The sequence below is a fragment of the Flavobacterium sp. genome, assembly GCF_028689845.1.
In the GTDB taxonomy this organism is placed as follows: Bacteria; Bacteroidota; Bacteroidia; order Flavobacteriales; family Flavobacteriaceae; genus Flavobacterium.
Map to the genome: position 1 here is coordinate 81,135 of NZ_JAQVCH010000007.1, position 20,598 is coordinate 101,732.

Below are 20,598 nucleotides of genomic sequence, written 5' to 3' on the forward strand. Positions count from 1 at the left end.
AATATTAAGGAAAAATTCCTCTTTGAATATAGGCAGTTTCAATTCTTCTAATCGCTAAAATATAAGCGGCAGTTCTGAAATCAACTTGCTCTTCATTCATTAAATTGTAAACTTTTTTGAAATTTTCAGTCAATTTCTTTTCGATTTTAACCATCACTTCATCTAATGGCCAAAGCTCTCCATTTCTGTTTTGTAGCCACTCAAAATAACTTCCAATAACACCACCAGAATTACACAAAATATCTGGAATGATGGTCACGCCATTGGCTAATAAAATTCGTTCGGCTTCATTATTTGTTGGGCCATTAGCACCTTCAGCAATAATTTTCGATTTGATTTGATTAGCGTTTTTCTCCGTAATTTGATTGCCTAAAGCGGCAGGAATAATGAAGTCACACTCTAATCCGAAAAATTCTGCGGGCTCCATTTCTGCAGCTCCTTCAAAACCTTTTACCGAACCTTTTCTTGGTTTACAATGTTCATACAAATCGGCCACATTAATACCGTCTTTATTATAAAGTGTTGCATGCGCATCTTGTACAGCAAGTAAAATAGCTCCATCATCATTTAAGAATTTAGAAGCCCAATATCCAACATTTCCAAAACCTTGAACAATGAATTTTTTGCCTTTTAAGGATTCATTATTTTTTTCAAATAACAAACGCAAGGTAATGTAAACACCAAAACCTGTAGCTCTATCTCTTCCGTCTAGGCCTCCCGAACCTACTGGTTTTCCTGTAACTACATGTTTGTTGTTTGCCCGGTCGCTAGGAGATTTAGTCGACATAAAAGTATCTGCCATCCAAGCCATTGTTTGTTCATTGGTGTTCACGTCTGGAGCTGGAATATCATATTCTGGTCCGATATTTTCACCTAAAGCATAAGTAAAACGACGCGTAATACGCTCTAATTCTCCAATAGAATAGTTACGAGGATCTATTTGAATTCCTCCTTTTGCTCCACCATAAGGCAAACCTGCTAGAGAAGTTTTCCATGTCATCCACATTGCTAAAGCTTTGGCATCATCCACATCAACGGTTGGGTGATATCGCAATCCGCCTTTGTAAGGTCCTAATGCATTGTTGTGTTGTACACGGTATCCTGTAAAGATTTCAACCGAACCATCGTCCATTTTTACTGGAAAATGAATGATAATTTCATTGTTCGTTATCGAAAGAATTCTTCGAATATTCGGGTTTAAATTCATGGAATCGGCAGTTTTGTTAAACTGCTCGAGTACATTGTCAAGCATTGTTTTTGGTTTCTGATCTTTTAAAATTTCCATTTATATTTAGTTTATTTATAAATTCTTTACATACAGTTTTGAGTTTCTGCCTCTAAACCTCGTTTTTGTAAACTTCAAAAACTTAAATAAGTCAAACCAGAAAAAGTAATAACTTCTGAAAATAAATTTATTTTCAGAAATGATTTAAACTTTTTCTTAGACAAAGATGTTTTTTTAAAGTTGCCTCTTCATTCATGCGTAAGCATATTTCAAAACATTACAAAGCAAGAGGCGTGCCAATCTTAATATAAAAGAGTAACATTACTAAAAATCAGCTGTTTGAAGTAAAAGCCATTTCAAAATCTAAATAAATACTGGGTAAAAAAGCATCAAACGGGGATAATTTACCCGAATTTTAAATTATAAAAGCTTTTGACGAAGTGTTTTTCTATCAATCTGCAAAATTTCAGCTGCTTTGGTTTTGTTGTTATGAACTGCTGCTAAAACCTTTAATATATATGCTTTTTCTATTTCTGATAAAGGTTTCAAGCTGAAATCATCGTCGGGTTGCTTGTATTTTAATTGATTTGGAATCAACGAAACGTCAATTTCATGATCGCATAAAATAATTAAGCGTTGCACCATGTTTTCTAATTCCCGAACATTTCCTGGCCAATAATGACGCGTGAGAATCTCCAAAGCTTTAGGAGTGATAGTAATATTGGATTTGTTGTATTCTTTTTCGTATTTATGAATAAAGGTTTGTAATAAAGGAGAAATATCTGCTTTGCGGTTTCGCAGTGGAATGGTTTCAATATTTACTACATTTAATCGATAGTATAAATCTTCTCTAAATGTTCCGTTTTTAATCATGTTTTGCAAATTACTATTGGTGGCCGAAATAATTCGGACTTCAATTTTTTCTGCGATTAGAGCTCCAACCATGGTAATTTCCTTTTCTTGTAAAACCCGCAAAAGCCGACTTTGAACAGCTAATGAAGCGTTGCCAATTTCATCCAAAAAAATAGTTCCACCTTCTGCCGCATGAAACAAGCCTTTTTTGGTTTCATTTGCTCCTGTAAAGGCACCTTTTACATAGCCAAATAATTCTGATTCAAGTAAAGTTTCAGGAATACCGCCGCAATTAACGGTAATAAACGGATTATTAGCAAATAGGCCTTGGTAATGGATAGCTCTAGCAATTAACTCCTTTCCTGTTCCGCTTTCTCCTTCAATTAAAACCGTCACTCGATTGTCTTTAACGCGTTTAATTACATCGATTAATTGATAATGTTCTTCTGAATTGCCGACGATTCCCATCGAAAAATTTTCAGAATTAGACTGGTTTTCTATCGTTTCAGACTTAATTTCTTGTTTGTTGTTTAAATAATTATCTATCGCTTTTCGCAACTCATCTCTTGTAAAAGGTTTTGATAAATAATCTATCGCCCCCGATTTTACTGCATTAATAGCCGTGTCGACTGAAGGAAAGCCTGTAATTACTAATTTTGGAATGGAAGGAAAATGTTCTTCAGCATATTTGATAAGTTCAATGCCATTAATTTCAGGCATTTGTAAATCGGTTATAATTAAGTCGATTTTAGAGGATTTTAACACCTCAATCGCTTCTGAAACAGAAGAAGCTTTGTAGGTGTGAAAATGAAATGTTTTTAAATGACGTTGTAGCAATTCTAACATGTCATAATTATCATCTACAATAAGAATATTTTCCTTTTTGAGCTTCATGCCTTTTTATTTTAAGGGTAATTTTATTTTGAAATTTGTGCCTTTTGGAGAATTATCAAGTGCTTCAATATCGCCACGATGACTTTTGATTATTCCGTGAACCACACTTAGTCCTAATCCAGTTCCCTCTCCAATAGGTTTTGTAGTAAAAAATGGATCAAAAATTTTGTCTTTGATGTCCGATTGAATACCCGGGCCGTTATCTTTTATTTCTATCACAAAATCGGTAGCTGTTGCATAAACAGCTATCTCTATCACACTATTTGCTGGTGAAACATGAATAGCGTTTAAAACAATATTAAACAAAACTTGTGTAAGTTGAATGTCATCAATTTGAGCTTTAATTTCATCATCGGCAAAAGTTACTTTATAGTCTAAGTTGCCTTTGCTAAAATTTGGACCAAGCAAAGCTAATGCTCTTAAAATAATTGGTTTGACAAGAAGTACGGTTTTATTCTGAGGCATCTCGCATGAAAAAAACATCAAATTTTTTACAATTTCACGAGAATAAATTGCGGCATTGATGATTTTTGTAATGTCTCTTTCAATTTGTGGGTCGCTGTTTTGTTGTTTAATCAACTCGGCAAAACCTAAAATATTACCTAAAGGCGTGTTGAGTTCGTGGGCAATGCCAGCCGTAATCTCGCCTAAAATGGATAATCGGTCAACCCGTTCTGCACTTTTTTTAAATAAAGCAACTTTTACTTTGCTTTCTTTTTTTTCTAAAAACACACCTATTTCATAAGAAACTTTTCTTAAAAGCTTTATTTCATCAACTAAAAAGTCACTTTCAATGTAATCTGAAGCGGGATAATGTACTTTGATTTCGCCCGAAAGTTGGTTGTCAATTATTAAATCTTCTTTTAAAAAAACTGTATTTTCTAGTGTTTGTGAGGTAAAATAATTAAAATCATGGTAGCGTATTTCTACAACAACTCTATCGGTAAATCGCCAGGCTTCTTTTAATATAGTTGCAATATTTTTTAAAACTTCAAAAACAGAATATTCATCATGATTAAGAATATTAGTGACTTCATACAAGCAAGCTAACTCTTTAATTCGTTCACTTAATTTCTCTTCAGCGGAATAAGTCTTCATAATTTCTATTTTTAATAAACTTTAGAAAGCGGGTAAAAATTACCCAATTCAAAGATATTCATTTATTTGGTAGTTTCTTAAAGTTAGCCTTTATAAATAATTATTGGTTATTGTTTCGATCTTTTTTACTTTCCAATTTAAAAAATAGTGGTGAAAAATAATAACGAAAAATGAATTTTATATTTTGATTTCACTTCAACTCTGTTACCTTTGTAAGTAAATCTTTAGAAGAAAAAATCTCATGCACAAAGACAGCAAACGTAGAGAAGCTTTATTATATCATGCCAAACCAAGCCCAGGAAAAATTCAAGTAGTTCCTACTAAAAGATATGCTACACAACGCGATTTATCTTTGGCCTATTCACCTGGTGTCGCCGAACCTTGTTTAGAAATTGCCAAAGACGTAAATAATGTTTATAAGTATACCTCCAAAGGAAATTTAGTTGCCGTAATTACCAACGGAACAGCCGTTTTAGGCTTGGGAGATATTGGTCCTGAAGCTTCAAAACCTGTGATGGAAGGAAAAGCCTTGTTATTTAAAATATTTGCAGATATCGATGTGTTTGACATTGAAATTGGAACAAAAGATATTGATGCATTTATTGAAACGGTAAAAAATATTGCTCCAACCTTTGGCGGAATTAATTTAGAGGATATTAAAGCTCCAGAGTCATTTGAAATTGAACGACGATTGGTAGAAGAACTCAACATTCCAGTCATGCACGATGACCAACACGGCACGGCTATCATTTCTTCTGCGGCATTAATTAACGCATTAGAATTAGCAGATAAAAAAGCAGAAGACATCAAAGTTGTCGTTTCTGGAGCCGGTTCGGCAGCCTTGGCTTGTATAAATCTATACTTGCTTTTAGGTGTGAAACTTGAAAATGTAATTATGTTTGATAGCAAAGGAGTTTTGCATCAACAACGGGACAATATTTCAGTTTTACAACGAAAATATGCAAACGGTAGAGAAGGAATGACTTTAGCTGACGCTTTGGATGGAGCCGATGTCTTTTTAGGACTTTCTACAAGTAATATTTTAACGCCAGAAATGCTTTTATCGATGGCTAACGATCCTATCGTTTTTGCGATGGCGAATCCAATTCCGGAAATTGATTACAATCTAGCTATGCAAACCCGAAAAGATATCATTATGGCAACAGGTCGTTCAGACCATCCTAATCAAGTGAATAACGTTCTTGGGTTTCCTTATATTTTTAGAGGAGCTTTAGATGTTCGAGCGACTAAAATAAATGAAGAAATGAAAATGGCAGCAGTTCAAGCCTTAGCTGAATTAGCTAAAATGAATGTGCCAGAACAAGTGAATATTGCTTATGGCGAAACCAAACTTATTTTTGGACGCGAATATATTATTCCGAAACCATTTGATCCTCGTTTAATTACGATTGTAGCTCCTGCTGTTGCCAAAGCCGCAATGGACTCTGGGGTAGCTCAACATCCGATTCTAGATTGGGAAAAATATGAAGAAGAATTAGCAGAACGGTTAGGTTCAGATAATAAAATGGTTCGTTTATTGGCCAACCGAGCAAAAACCAATCCGAAACGAGTTATTTTTGCCGAAGCCGATCATTTAGACGTGTTGAAAGCAGCTCAAATTGTTTGGGAAGAAGGTATGGGGTCACCAATTTTATTAGGCAACAAAGAAATTATCTTAGAGCTCAAAAAGGAAATTGGTTTCGATGTAGAAGTGCCAATTTTAGATCCTAAAACAGCTGAATGTGACGAAAAAAGAATGCATTATGCCAATACGTTTTGGGAAAGCAGAAAACGAAGAGGAATTTCTTTATTAGATGCTCAAAAATGGATGCGAGAACGTAATTATTTTGCCGCGATGATGGTCAATGAAGGAGAAGCAGATGCATTAGTTACTGGTTTTTCTAGAAGTTATCCCTCTGTTGTAAAACCAATCTTAGAGTTGATTGATAAAGCTCCAGGCGTTGATAAAGTGGCTACGACCAATATGATGATGACCAATCGAGGACCGATGTTTTTATCAGACACAGCGATAAATATTAATCCCTCAGCTCAAGATTTGGCTAAAATTGCTTTAATGACCGCCAAAACAGTTAAAATGTTCGGGATGGAACCGATTATCGCAATGGTATCTTATTCTAATTTTGGCTCCTCTAATAATGAAGGAGCAATAAAAGTGAGAGAAGCAGTAGCCTATTTGCATAAATATTATCCCGATTTAATCGTAGATGGTGAGATTCAAACCGATTTTGCTTTGAATCCAGAAATGCTGAAAAATAAATTTCCTTTTTCTAAATTAGCTGGAAAAAAAGTAAACACCTTGATATTTCCAAATTTAGATGCGGCAAATATCAATTATAAAATGTTAAAAGAGCTCTATAAAGTTGATTCTATAGGCCCGATAATGTTGGGGTTAGACAAGCCGGTGCATATTTTCCAATTAGGAGCCAGCGTAGAGGAAATGGTCAATATGGCTGCGGTTTCTATCGTAGATGCCCAAGAAAAAGAAAAGCGTTATAAATCAATAAAAGTTAGTCTCTAACAAATATTTACGTAATTCATCGCTTTTTAGCTTTGTAATTAAAGATTTTTGTTACTTTTGAAAATTAACATGTTCATTTATGATAGCTCATATTCAAGGACGACTTGTAGAAAAGAACCCAACCGATGTAATTATTGACTGTAACGGGGTTGGCTATCAATTGCATATATCCTTACATACTTATTCGTTGATACCAGACACAGAAAACATTAAACTGTTTACTTTTCTTCAAATCAAAGAAGATGCACATTCTTTATTTGGATTTGTTGAAAAATCAGAGCGAGAAATCTTTAAATTATTACTTTCTGTTTCTGGAATTGGTGCTAATATCGCTAGAACGATGCTTTCTTCGATGGAACCAAAACAAATTCTGCAAGCGATTGCCACTGCAGATGTAGTTACGATTCAGTCAATCAAAGGAATAGGTTCTAAAACGGCCCAACGTGTCATTTTAGATTTAAAAGAAAAAGTGTTAAAGGTGTATGATTTGGATGAAGTTTCAATGGCTTTAAACAATACAAACAAAGATGAGGCGTTATCTGCTTTGGAGGTCTTGGGCTTTAACAAAAAATTGGCAGAAAGAGTGGTTGAAAAAATTGTTAAAGAAACACCAGACGCCAGCATAGAATCAATTATTAAACAAGCTTTAAAAAATTTATAATACTTGAAAACGGAGTGTCATTATAATTTTATACCAAATCTTAAAATTAACCTCCTTTGGTTAATGTTATTTTCGACTATTTTAGTTTTTTCTCAAGAAGATGAAACGCCAACGGATTCGGTAGGGTTCAATAAAGGTAAAGTAGAATTAGGCAATCCGCCTAGTATTGTTTCTGCCTATACCTACGACCCAGTTACCGATCGTTATATTTATAATAGTTCTATAGGTGAATTCAATATTAACTATCCTGTTATTTTGACACCAAAAGAATACGAAGAATTAGTTCTAAGAGAGTCCATGAGGTCGTATTTCAAACAGAAATTAGATGCGATGGATGGTAGAAAAGCAGGGGCAGAAGAGGGTAAGAAAGATTTGTTACCCCGTTTTTATGTCAACTCTGGTTTTTTTGAAAGTATTTTTGGAAGCAATACTATTGATGTTCAACCTAGAGGATCGGTTGAAGTCGATTTGGGTATTCGATACACTAAACAAGATAACCCTTCTTTTTCTCCTCGAAACCGAACAACCACAACGTTTGATTTTGAACAGCGAATCAATATGAGTTTATCGGGTAAAGTCGGTACACGATTGAATGTGAATGCTAATTATGATACACAGTCTACTTTTGCTTTTCAAAACTTAATCAAATTAGAATACACACCCGATGAAGATGCGATACTTCGCAAACTAGAAGTGGGTAACGTAAGTATGCCTTTGAGCAATACTTTAATTCGTGGAGCACAAAGTTTGTTTGGTGTAAAAGCAGAATTGCAATTTGGAAAAACTACGGTAACGGGAGTTTATTCTGAGCAAAAATCACAAACCCGTTCGGTGACCGCTTTGGGCGATGGAACCCTTCAGGATTTTGATTTATTTGCGTTAGACTATGATTCGGATAGACACTTTTTCCTTTCACAATATTTTCGAGATAATTATGATTTTGCACTTAAAAACTATCCATTAATTAATAGTCGAGTTCAAATTACACGCATTGAAGTTTGGATAACGAATCGACAAAATCGCGTGAATACTTCTCCAGAAGGAAATAATTTACGAAACATTATTGCTTTACAAGATATAGGAGAAGCACAAATAAACGGATTGGACGACAATGAAGTCGTGGGGATTTCGCCAATTCCAGGAGGTTTTTTTAATGTCAGTTCCAACACACCTTCTAATAATGCAAACAACGATTTTAATCCAGGATTAATTCAAACTGGTGGAGGCTTGTTAAACCCGAGTATCCGAGAAATCGTTACTTCTGGTTCTGGATTTAATTTTCCAGCAGTGGAAGGATTGGATTATTCTAAATTAGAAAATGCTAGAAAATTAACCAATAGTGAATTTACCTATAATGCACAATTAGGGTACCTTTCTCTTCAACAGCGATTAGCGAATGATGAAGTGGTAGCAGTTGCCTATGAATATACGATTGGAGACGAAGTATTTCAAGTTGGTGAATTTGGAAACGGTGGTGTAGAATCTACGGTTGTAGATCCGGCTACTCAAATTCCTGTTACCCAATGTTTGATTTTGAAAATGTTGAAAAGTAACTTGACAAATGTTGAAAAACCGATTTGGAACTTGATGATGAAAAATATTTATCAAATTCCACAAGCATTTCAATTAAGTCAAGAAGATTTTAGATTTAATATTTTATATACCGATCCTTCCCCTTTAAACTATATAACGCCCGCAGGAAATCCTCCTTTGCCACTTCCGGCAGATGTAGCAGAGACACCTTTATTAGAAGTGTTCAATACAGACCGATTAAATTATACCAATGACCCACAAGTTGGCGGAGATGGATTTTTCGATTTTGTGCCAGGAATTACTGTGGATACTCAAAATGGCCGTTTGATTTTTACGACGGTAGAGCCTTTCGGAAAGCATTTATTTAATAAGTTGAAAACATCGAATCCGATTGAAGATTATGATAATCCAACCACTGGTTATAATGCCAATCAAGGAAAATATGTTTATCGAACGATGTATAAAAGCACACAAGCTGCCGCTTTGCAAGACAGTGATAAAAACAAATTCTTATTAAGAGGGCGATTTAAATCCACGGGTGGAGACGGTATTCCAATTGGAGCGTTCAACGTGCCAAAAGGTTCGGTTGTAGTAACAGCGGGGGGTAGAACATTGGCAGAAGGAATAGATTATACGGTGAATTACCAGTTAGGAAGAGTTCGAATTCTTGATCCTTCATTACAAGCTTCAGGTACACCAATTAATATTTCGGTAGAAAATAATTCCGTTTTCGGACAACAAACCCGACGCTTTATGGGCTTTAATGTAGACCATAAAATTTCTGAAAATTTTCAGGTGGGAGCTACGTTATTGCGAATGACAGAACGACCATTTACACAAAAATCGACTTTTGGTCAAGAATCAGTGAATAATACTATTTTCGGATTTAATACAAATTATTCATCAGATCTGCCGTTCTTAACCCGATTAGTGAATAAACTCCCAAACATTGATACCGATGTGGCATCTTCTATTTCAGTACGTGGTGAGGTAGCCTTCTTAAGACCAGATTCGCCAAAAGCAGATAATTTTGAAGGAGAATCTACTTTATATATTGATGATTTTGAAGGTTCACAGAGTACTATCGATGTTAAGTCGGCTTTGTCTTGGAGTTTATCAAGTGTACCTGAGCGAAACACATCTAGTTCCTACGATTTCTTTGGTAGTTCTGCTGGGCTAGATTATGGTTTTAGAAGAGCTAAATTGTCATGGTATACAATTGATCCAATTTTCTATACTTCACAAAGACCAGGCGGAGTATCTCCACAAGACATGGCTTTAAACAAAACGAGACGAGTTTATATTAATGATATTTTTCCGGTTACTGATATTGCTCAAGGACAACTGCAAGTAATTAATACCTTAGATTTAACCTATTATCCTGCAGAGCGAGGGCCCTATAATTTCAATCCATCTTCAACAATTGATAATCAATTGCCTAATCCTACACAAAATTTTGGTGGAATTACACGTGCAATTAACTCTACAAATTTTGAACAAGGAAACGTAGAATATTTTCAACTTTGGGTTTTAGACCCTTATTATGGAGCAGATGAAACCGCACCAACCAATATTGGGGAATTATACATCAATCTAGGAGAGATTTCAGAAGACGTATTAAAAGATGGAAGAAAGCAGTATGAAAATGGTTTGCCTGAAGTAGGCAGCACTACGCCAACTGTTCCTTCTATTTGGGGAAAAGTTCCTGCTTCACAATCGCTAATCTATGCATTTGATACCAACGAAGGAAACAGAGCATTACAAGATGTTGGTTTAGACGGTTTGTCCGATGCAGAAGAAGCCGCTTTATATCCAGCTTTTGCCGCTTTTCCAGATCCAGCTCGTGATAATTATGAATTTTATCTGGCTGCCAGTGGTAATGTAATCGAACGCTATAAAAACTACAATGGATTACAAGGAAATTCACCCGTAACCGTTTCAGATAATAATCGAGGAAATTCTACTTTGCCTGATGTTGAAGATATTAATCGTGATAATACTATGAATACGATTAATGCCTATTATGAATATAAAATTAATATTGCACCAAATTTACTAGTTGGCGATAATTTTATTACCGACGAGGTATTAGTAGCTGAAAAAACAGAGCCTAGTGGCGAGACTTATCCTGCGGCTAGATGGTTGCAATTTAAAATACCTGTGTCACAATATCAAAACAAAATTGGTAGTATTTCCGACTTTAGAACCATTCGTTTTATGCGGATGTTTATGACCGGATTTACAGAAGAAGTTACTGTTCGTTTTGCCGCAGTGGAATTGGTTAGAGGAGAATGGAGACAGTTTACCGGCACTTTGGATCCGAATGAAACAGAAGCTCAAAACCAGGATGATAATACGGTTTTAGAATCTATTGCTGTTAATGTGCAAGAAAACAGTAATCGGACACCGATAAATTATGTGCTGCCTCCAGGCGTTCAACGGGAACAATTATATAACAACAATACTGTAATTAATCAAAACGAACAATCTTTAGCACTTCGGGTTACGCCAAAAAACAGTAATATGCCTGGCGGATTAGAGCCTGAAGATTCAAGAGCGGTATTTAAAAATGTAGAAGTGGATTTACGGCAATTTGAAAAACTGAAAATGTTTCTTCATGCCGAAGCTATTGAAAATAATTTAGATCCCAATCGATTACTTGACGATGAAATGGTCGCTTTTATTCGATTTGGAAATGATTTCACACAAAACTTCTACCAAGTGGAGATTCCACTTAAAGTAACGCCGCATGGAACGACATCTCCCGATGAAATTTGGCCAGAAGATAACGAAATTGATTTAAAACTATCCTTATTAACACAATTAAAAGTGTTAAATATTAACGGTGTAAATCCTAATCCAGATGAAATTTATTTTTTAAATGAAGACGAATTAGACCCTTCTTTAGCAAATAAACCCAATAAACTTCGTTTAGGTATTAAAGGAAATCCAAACTTTGGTTTAGTCAGAACCTTAATGTTAGGTTTAAGAAATAGCAGAACAGGTCAAGTGGAATTAGAAAGTATTCGTGGTGAAGTTTGGTTCAACGAATTGCGTGTAGCTGGAATGAAAAACAAAGGTGGAATGGCCGCTATTGTTAGTGTAGATGCGAATGCCGCTGATTTTGCTAACGTATCCGCAACAGGAAGAATTGCAACCATCGGTTTTGGTACTTTAGAACAAGGTCCAAACGAAAGAAGTCGCGAAGATATGCGTCAGTATGATATTGTAACTAATTTTAATTTCGGAAAGTTATTGCCACAACGTTGGGGCGTAACCTTACCTTTTAATTATGGAATCGGAGAACAAACTATTACGCCAGAATATGATCCGTTTTATCAAGATATAGAATTAGATCAATTAATTGATGTCACGCCAGACGAAGCAGAAAAACGAAACATAGAAGACCGGGCAATTGATTATACTAAACGAAAAAGTATCAATTTCATTGGTGTAAGAAAAGAAAGAGCTCCTGAGCAAAAAGCTCGTATTTATAATGTTGAAAACTTGACACTTTCGCATTCTTTTAACGAAGTAGAGAAACATAATTATGAAATAGAGAGTTATGTAGACCAACAAGTCAACTCCGCTGTAGATTATTCCTATTCGTTTACTCCAAAACCAATAGAGCCGTTGAAGTCTAATGCATTCATGAAAAAATCTCAATATTGGAAACTTTTAAGCGATTTTAATTTTAACTATTTGCCTTCTAGTATTAATTTTAGTACCAATGTTGTTAGACAATATAACCGTCAACAATTCCGACAAGTAGAAGTAGAAGGAATTCCGTTAGATGCCTTGTATCGAAGAAATTACCTCTTCAATTATTTGTACGGTTTTAACTATGATATAACGAAATCATTAAAAATTAATTACAACGCAAACCGAAGTAATCTTGTTAGAAATTTTATTGACGAAAACGGCGTGCCAGATGATTCCAATCGAATTTATGATAGTTATCTAGAAGTAGGTGAGGCCAATCAATTAAATCAGCAATTGATTTTAAACTACGATATTCCACTTTATAAATTGCCATTTTTAAGTTTCTTAAAAGCAAATTATTCTTATACCGGAACCTATAGCTGGATGCGTTCTTCCATTGCTCTTTCTTCGGTTGAAGCGGAAGATGGTACAATATACAATCTTGGAAATACTATTCAGAATTCAAGTTCACACCGTTTGAACACAACGCTGAATATGGATTTATTTTATAAATACATCGGTTTAACCAAGACGAAGAAAAAACCAACTCAAGCAAAAGTAGCCCCTCCTAAACCTGGAGAAAAAGTTACAAATACTAGCGTCCCGCAACAAACTGAAGGAAACGTGTTTTTAGACGGATTAATTGGGGTAGTTACTAGTGTGAAAAACATCCAATTAAATTATACTCAAAACCAAGGAATATTATTACCTGGTTATACCCAATCACTCGGGTTTTTTGGGTCGTCTAAGCCTACTTTAGGTTTCGTGTTTGGTGTACAAGATGATGTGCGTCAAGAAGCCGCCAAGCGAGGATGGTTAACCGCTTATCCTGAATTTAACCAAAGTTATACAGAAGTTAAAACAACACAATTAAACGGTTCAGCCAAAGTTGATTTATTCCCCGATTTAACGATTGATTTAACCGCCGATCGAAATTATATGGAAAGTTTTTCTGAGCAATATGATGTTACAGACGGATTTTATAATTCTCGTTCGCCTTATACGATGGGTAATTTTACAATATCTACGGTTTTAATTTCGACTTCTTTTAGCAAAAGTGATGAGGTTAGCTCTGCTGCTTTTCAAGATTTTAGAGATAACCGACTAGTTATTGCCGACCGTTTAGCAGCTAGTTATTATGGAGGAGCAGTTCCGCGTTATGGAGATGCTCTAAATCCAGTTCCAACCGACCCTGCCGATCCGAAATACAATTTCTATTCCTCTAATGCGGGTTATCCAATTGGTTTTGGAAAAAACAACCAAGCCGTTTTAATTCCAGCTTTTTTAGCTGCCTACAGCGGTAAAGATGAAAATAAAGCATCGACAAGTTTGTTTAGAGATGTGCCAATCCCAAACTGGACAGTGAAATATAATGGGCTAATGCGATATACTTTCTTTAAAGAACGCTTTAAACGTTTTTCTTTACAACATAGCTATAAAGCAGCATATACCATAAATTCGTTCCGTTCTAATTTTGAATTTGATAAAAACCCAGGCGGTCAAGATAATGAAGGGTTTGGAAACTATTATAACCAAACAATTGTACAAAACGTGAATTTATTGGAGCAATTTAATCCATTAATCCGAGTGGATTTTGAGATGAAAAACTCCTTTAAAGTTTTAGCGGAAATGAAAAAAGACCGTGCCTTATCAATGAGTTTTGATAATAATTTATTAACAGAGGTGCAAGGACATGAATATGTGGTGGGATTAGGGTATCGTTTAAAAGACGTTGTAATTACTTCTTCTTTAGCAGATAACCCGCAAGGAATTATTAAAAGTGACATTAATTTTAGAACGGACTTGTCTTTTAGAAATAACAAAACAATAGTGCGTTACCTAGATTATGATAATAACCAATTGGCTGGCGGACAAGATATATGGTCAGTAAAATTAACGGCAGATTATGCATTTAGTAAAAACCTAACTGCAATTTTTTATTATGACCATACGTTTTCTAAAGCAGTGATTTCAACAGCTTTCCCGCTGACGAACATTCGTTCTGGATTCACACTTCGATATAACTTTGGAAATTAATTAAAAAATTAAATAAAAAAGATTTTAAAATCAAATCATAAAAATTACATTTGCTAAAATTATTTAAAATGAATATACCATCAAATTTAAAATATACAAAAGACCATGAATGGGTGAGTATGGAAGGTGAAATTGCCACGATTGGAATTACAGATTTTGCTCAAAAAGAATTAGGCGATATTGTTTACGTGGAAGTAGAAACAGTAGACCAAACCCTTGACAAAGATGAGGTTTTTGGAACCGTAGAAGCTGTGAAAACAGTATCTGATTTGTTTTTACCACTTGCGGGAGAAATTGTTGAGTTTAATGAGGGTCTAGAAACTAATCCTGAAAATGTCAATACTGATCCGTACGGAAAAGGTTGGATGGTAAAATTAAAAGTTTCCAATCTCGCTGATGTGGAAGAGCTTTTAGATAGTGAGGCTTATAAAGCTTTAATCGGTGCTTAAAAAGAACTTGTTCCTGTTGCTTTTGTTTTTGTGGTTTGTTTTTATTACCACATTAAGTCTAGTGAGCATGAACAATTTTTCTAAAGTATCCATTAAAGGAGCAGATAATTATGTTCATTTCTGTTTTTACTTTGTGCTTACTGTGTTGCTGGTAATTAATTTTATCACCCATTTCAAGCTTAAAAAAACGTTCATTCTTTCTGTTGCTTTCGCCATTTTTTATGGCATGATAATTGAAGTATTGCAAGGCGTACTTACTAGTAACCGAGAGCCAGAAATAAAAGACGTTTTATTCAATTCATTGGGGAGTTTAACAGCAGCTTTTTTGCTGTTTCTAAACCGTGAAAGGTTAAATTTTTTAAAATAACTTTAAAGTTTTTAATAATTTGCTACTTTAGCAACTCAAATTATAAATTATGGAACCAAAAAAGAATCCTAATGTTGATCCAAAAAGGAATAGTGCAATTTTTTTCCAATTAGGATTGGCTGCTATAGTTGTTCTGACCTATTTTGCGATAGAGTTAAAAACATACGAAAAAGATTTGTCTGGACTTACTTCAAAAATTGACAATAGTTTTTTAGATGAAGAAGTGCCAATTACGCAACAGTTAAATCAACCACCGCCACCGCCACCGCCACCGCCACCAGCGGCTCCAGAAATCATCAAAGTAGTGGAGGATAAAAAAGAAATTATAGAAACCAAGGTTCAATCGACAGAAACTAATCAAGCAGAAGTAGTTGTTAAAGCAGAAAAAGTTGTTGTAGCAATTGAAGATGAGCCAGAGGTAGATGTTCCTTTTGCGATTATCGAAGACGTACCTTTATTCCCTGGATGTGAAGGTGTGCCAAAAGATAAACGTAAAGATTGTTTTCAAGAAAAAATTCAAAACCATATTAAAAAGAATTTTCAATATCCAGAAGCTGCTTTAGATGCTGGTCACCAAGGAAGAGTTTTTGTGAGTTTTGTAATTGAAAAAGACGGAAGTGTAACCATTGCAAATATGAGAGCACCTTATCCAACACTTGAAAAAGAAGCACAACGAATCATGTCTAAATTGCCTAAAATGATTCCTGGAAAACAAAGAGGAAAACCAGTTCGGATGACCATGAGTATTCCTATTACTTTTAAATTAAATTAAAAAAGTATCCCAATATCAAAATCCGCTCTTAATGAGTGGATTTTTTTTTGTTTGGTTATTAAAATTTATTTAAGTCATTTTTGTCATTATTTTTTATAATATTTGCTTAACAAAAAAACCTAAAAATTAGGGTTTTTTTTATATTTTTACGTTATGATTATCACACAATATTTAGATTCGACCTATTTAAAAACGCCTTCTCAGGCTGGATTGTCTTTTGAAGAGAATAAAAAAATCGTAGAAAGTTTTATTGCAGAAGCTATTGAAGAAAACTTCAAATTAATCATGATAAGACCCGACATGGTTGCTTTGGCTAAAAAGATGATTCTTGAAGCTCAGTCAAAAGTATTAATCGGAACAGTGATCGGTTTTCCAGAAGGAACCGCTTCTATCGAAGAAAAATTAGACGAAGCAAATCAAGCAGTCATAGACGGAGCTGACGAGTTGGATTTTGTTTGCAATTATGAAAAATTTAAACTTGGCGAAATTCAAACCGTAAAACACGAAATTTTACAAGGAACTAAGTTTGGATTAGACCATAAAAAAACCGTGAAGTGGATTATTGAAATCGCAGCTTTAACCGACCAGCAAATTATTCAACTTTCGGTTTTAATTAAAAATGTGGTGATGGCTAATTTTAAAGAAGAAAATTACCAAGACGTTTTTGTTAAATCATCAACGGGTTTTTATAAAACTGAAAACGGAAAGCCAAATGGAGCTACCGTTCCGGCAATCATCATGATGTTAGAAAACAGTTCGCCTCTTCCAGTAAAAGCTGCGGGTGGCGTTCGTACGCATGCAGAAGCTTTGGAAATGATTTCGCTTGGCGTTAAACGAATTGGTACTTCAGCTGCAAAAGCTATTGCTCACGGACAAATTTCGGATAGTGCATATTAATTAGGAATTGATTGTAAATGAAAAATTATCTTCATCATCTCGTATTGCTTTTATTGACATTCAGCTCTTGGGCTCAAACGGCTACAACCGAACAATTTCCGGTTTTTCCATCCTGTGAAGGAAAATCTAATCAAGAATTAGCGACGTGTTTTTATTCGCAAGTGCAACAAGAAATATTTTCTCGTTTTAAAGTGCCAGAAAATGTTCAAAATTTAAATTATAAAGGAAGTTTCTTTGTTTTATTTGAAGTTAATAATCAAGGTAAATTTGTTTTGCAATATGTAAACGCTCCTTATCCAGAACTGAATGAGGAATGTAAACGTGTTTTTGAAGAGATGCCACAAATTAATCCTACAACTTATGCCGGAAATCCTACCTATTCTCGCTATTCAATCAAAATTTCGATTCCGTTAAAAGACAGTGCATCTATTTCTAACCTAGCAGCAGAGAATTTAGAAAATTCTGAAACAAAGGCTGGACTAGAAGATAAAGTGAAACTAAATGAATTGGATAGTATTCAGTATCATCAATTTAAAAATCCGCAATTTAAAAGCAATTTAAATATTCCGTTTTCCCACAGTTATTATGCTCAATTTGATAGGGAAATGAATCAAATGGGAGCGAATAGTCATACGGCTTCTAAACCATTTACTTATGCAGAAGTTAATCAATATTATGATTTTGAAAATAAAAATCAAGCCATTCTAAAAGATAAAACGAGTTGGTGGGGAAGAAAATTCTGGAATGAACATTTAGTAGATATTCAAGGCGATAATTATTGGTTTACCATTAATCCGATTTTAGATCTTCGCGTAGGGAAAAGCGACCCAAGTAAAGCCGATTATACTTATCAAAACACGCGTGGAATTCAAGTGCAGGGTGGGATTGGAAAAGAAGTCAGTTTTACCACTTCTATTTATGAAAGTCAAGGCCGGTTTGCCGATTATTACAATCGTTATGCAGAAAGTATTCGTCCGTCAGGCGGAAATCACGCCATTATTCCCGGAGTTGGTATAGCCAAGGAATTCAAAACCGATTCGTATGATTTTCCTTTATCTGAAGCAAATCTAACCTATTCTCCCGGAAAATTCTTCGACTTTCAACTAGGATATGGTCGTAATTTTATTGGCGATGGATATCGTTCACTGTTTACGAGTGACGGAGCAAGTCCGTATCCCTACTTTAAAATTAATACAAAATTCTGGAAAATTAAATATACCAATACCTATATGTGGCTAAAAGACGTTTCGCCTGAAGCTACGGTAGACGGAACGTATGGTTCAAAATATATGGCCAATCATTATTTAAGTTGGAATGTTTCTAACCGATTAAATATTAGTTTTTTCGAATCGGTGGTGTGGACAAACACAAATAATCGAGGGTTTGATTTTAGTTTTGTAAACCCACTTATTTTTTATCGTTCGGTAGAATTTAATTCTTCTTCTAAATCAGGAAATGCATTATTAGGAATCGCTACTAAATATAAATGGAACAATCGAATCAATTTATATGGTCAGTTTTTAATTGATGAATTTTCTGTAGCTGATGTAAAAGAAGGAAATAAAAGTTGGAGGAATAAATTTGGTTATCAAATTGGAGCCAAGTATTACAACGCGTTTAAGGTAGATAATTTGCTTCTTCAAATTGAATATAACCGCATACGTCCGTATGTGTATTCGCATAGCACACCGATTACAAATTACGGGCACAACAATCAAAGTATTGGCCATCAATGGGGCGGAAATGCTTCTGAATTATTGGCTATTGCTCGTTACCATAAAGGACGTTGGTTTGGAGATATTAAAGTGACCTATGGAATTCGCGGTTTGGATTTTAACACTGTAGAAGATAATTCTAATTATGGAAGCAATATTTATTTGAGTTATAATGAAGACCGACCTTATGATACCAATGTGAAAATTGGACAAGGAAATAAAACCACGATTTTTATTGCCGATGTTCAAGCGGGGTATTTAATTAATCCTACGAATAATTTAAAGCTTTTTGGTAGTTTGATTTATCGCAATTTTGATCCAATGCAAAATACGGTTACTGCATTTAAAGAATCAACAAATTGGTTTTCGGTTGGCGTAAGAGCAGATTTATTTAATTTCTATTTTGATTATTAATCGTCTAATTTCTATTTATATTTAACAACTTATTTCTAAATTGTTCGAATCTATTTCCGAAATCTAATTTGTATCTTTGCCGAAGTTTTAAAAATAAAAAAACTCCTTGACTACTACCGAAAATTCAATTGTTGTTCAAACACCTTTCGTCGATTTTAAACAAATCACCAAAGCAGGGTTATCCATTAGCGTTGTTTTTTCATCGATTGCAGGATATTTTTTAGGAATTTTAGATATTTCGACATTCAGTTGGACTACTTTTTTAATGTTGGTTGTCGGCGGCTACTGCATGGTGGGTGCATCAAATGCATTTAATCAAGTGATTGAAAAAGATTTAGATAAGTTAATGGAAAGAACTAAAAACAGACCACTGGCTGCGGGAAGGATTTCTGTTAATTTTGGGTTGTTTATTGCTTTTACCTTGACAATAATTGGGTTGATACTTTTATACCTAATCAATCCTAAAACAGCCATGTTTGGTGCGATTTCTATTTTTTTATATACCAGTGTCTACACTCCTTTAAAAACCATAACGCCACTTTCTGTTTTTGTTGGAGCTATTCCGGGAGCGATACCATTTATGTTGGGATGGGTTGCCGCTACCGATGATTTTAGTTTAGAAGCGGGAACGTTATTTTTAATTCAGTTTTTTTGGCAATTTCCACACTTTTGGGCTATTGGATGGTTTTTATATGAAGATTATGAAAAAGCAGGATTTTTTATGCTTCCAACAGGAAAAAGAGATAAAGGAACCGCTCTTCAAACGATACTCTATACCTTTTGGTTAATTGTGGCTTCACTATTGCCAGCAATCTTTCCTTACATTGGCATTGTAGGAAGTCGATTATATTTATCTCCAATTGCTGCAATTGTTGTACTTTTGCTCGGAATTTGGATGTTGTATTTTGCTTTTGAATTATATAAAAAAAGAGATAAAAAAGCCGCACGAAAACTAATGTTAGTCAGCGTGAGCTATATAACCTTACTGCAATTAGTATATATTGCCGATAAATTTTTATGATAAAATGGAAATGACAGCTCAAGAACACTCGAATAGAAAAGGACAGTCTTATAAATTATTATTATGGTTTGCCATGATAAGTATGGTCATGATGTTTGCCGGATTAACCAGTGCGTATGTGGTGAGTTCAAGTCGAAAAGATTGGCTAATTGATTTCGAAATGCCAAATGCTTTTATTTTAAGCACGTTGGCCATAATTTTAAGCAGTATTACTTTTCATCTAGCTGGAAAATCAATCAAACAAAATAACCGAAAATTAACATCAATTTGGTTATTTGCAACCTTAGGCTTAGGTGTTTATTTGTTATTTTACAATTTTTAGGTTTTAATCAAATTATTGAAAATGGCTACTTTTTTACAGGAAGCGAGAGTAATGTTACAACCTCATTTTTGTATATTGTCGTGATTTTGCACTTGGCACA

13 protein-coding genes are annotated in these 20,598 nt (G+C 34.6%); 10 read left to right on the forward strand and 3 right to left on the reverse strand.

Going from position 1 to position 20,598, the window contains the following annotated elements; translation table 11 throughout:
* Window positions 1–4: 4 nt before the first annotated feature.
* The 3 genes from PHR76_RS04625 to PHR76_RS04635 form a co-directional block, all read right to left on the reverse strand.
* Window positions 5–1,285 (reverse strand): Glu/Leu/Phe/Val dehydrogenase, encoded by a 1,281-nt coding sequence (locus PHR76_RS04625; RefSeq protein ID WP_300059042.1) that lies wholly within the window; start codon window positions 1,283–1,285, stop codon window positions 5–7.
* A 360-nt stretch (window positions 1,286–1,645) separates the two neighbouring features.
* Window positions 1,646–2,971 (reverse strand): sigma-54 dependent transcriptional regulator, encoded by a 1,326-nt coding sequence (locus tag PHR76_RS04630; RefSeq protein ID WP_300059044.1) that lies wholly within the window; start codon window positions 2,969–2,971, stop codon window positions 1,646–1,648.
* A 6-nt stretch (window positions 2,972–2,977) separates the two neighbouring features.
* Window positions 2,978–4,069, reverse strand: a complete 1,092-nt coding sequence (locus PHR76_RS04635) for a HAMP domain-containing sensor histidine kinase (protein WP_300059046.1) — start codon at window positions 4,067–4,069, stop codon at window positions 2,978–2,980.
* A gap of 241 nt (window positions 4,070–4,310) precedes the next feature.
* Here PHR76_RS04635 and PHR76_RS04640 point away from each other — a divergent pair, with 241 nt between their 5' ends.
* The 10 genes from PHR76_RS04640 to PHR76_RS04685 all read left to right on the forward strand — a co-directional run bounded on the left by PHR76_RS04640 (window position 4,311) and on the right by PHR76_RS04685 (window position 20,498).
* Entirely contained in the window at window positions 4,311–6,608 is a 2,298-nt protein-coding gene (locus PHR76_RS04640) for an NADP-dependent malic enzyme (protein WP_300059048.1), read from the forward strand.
* A gap of 79 nt (window positions 6,609–6,687) precedes the next feature.
* Complete coding sequence (gene ruvA, locus PHR76_RS04645; protein WP_300059050.1) at window positions 6,688–7,269, forward strand: Holliday junction branch migration protein RuvA; 582 nt, start codon at window positions 6,688–6,690, stop codon at window positions 7,267–7,269.
* Between the two features lie 63 nt (window positions 7,270–7,332).
* Window positions 7,333–14,541, forward strand: coding sequence for a cell surface protein SprA (sprA, locus tag PHR76_RS04650; protein WP_300059052.1), 7,209 nt, complete (start codon window positions 7,333–7,335; stop codon window positions 14,539–14,541).
* 68 nt (window positions 14,542–14,609) lie between these two features.
* The gene (gene gcvH / locus PHR76_RS04655; RefSeq protein ID WP_300059054.1) at window positions 14,610–14,990 is read left to right on the forward strand and encodes a glycine cleavage system protein GcvH; all 381 of its coding nucleotides are present in this window, start codon (window positions 14,610–14,612) and stop codon (window positions 14,988–14,990) included.
* A gap of 67 nt (window positions 14,991–15,057) precedes the next feature.
* The gene (locus tag PHR76_RS04660; protein WP_300059056.1) at window positions 15,058–15,357 is read left to right on the forward strand and encodes a VanZ family protein; all 300 of its coding nucleotides are present in this window, start codon (window positions 15,058–15,060) and stop codon (window positions 15,355–15,357) included.
* Between the two features lie 49 nt (window positions 15,358–15,406).
* Window positions 15,407–16,129, forward strand: a complete 723-nt coding sequence (locus PHR76_RS04665; protein WP_300059058.1) for an energy transducer TonB — start codon at window positions 15,407–15,409, stop codon at window positions 16,127–16,129.
* A gap of 153 nt (window positions 16,130–16,282) precedes the next feature.
* Window positions 16,283–17,026 (forward strand): deoxyribose-phosphate aldolase, encoded by a 744-nt coding sequence (deoC, locus tag PHR76_RS04670; protein WP_300059060.1) that lies wholly within the window; start codon window positions 16,283–16,285, stop codon window positions 17,024–17,026.
* 17 nt (window positions 17,027–17,043) lie between these two features.
* Window positions 17,044–19,155 carry a gliding motility protein RemB gene (locus PHR76_RS04675; protein WP_300059062.1) on the forward strand — a complete coding sequence of 704 codons (2,112 nt, stop codon included), beginning with the start codon at window positions 17,044–17,046 and terminating at the stop codon, window positions 19,153–19,155.
* A gap of 106 nt (window positions 19,156–19,261) precedes the next feature.
* Window positions 19,262–20,176, forward strand: coding sequence for a heme o synthase (gene cyoE, locus PHR76_RS04680; RefSeq protein WP_300059064.1), 915 nt, complete (start codon window positions 19,262–19,264; stop codon window positions 20,174–20,176).
* Between the two features lie 4 nt (window positions 20,177–20,180).
* The gene (locus PHR76_RS04685; RefSeq protein ID WP_366143568.1) at window positions 20,181–20,498 is read left to right on the forward strand and encodes a hypothetical protein; all 318 of its coding nucleotides are present in this window, start codon (window positions 20,181–20,183) and stop codon (window positions 20,496–20,498) included.
* The last annotated feature ends 100 nt before the right edge of the window (window positions 20,499–20,598 follow it).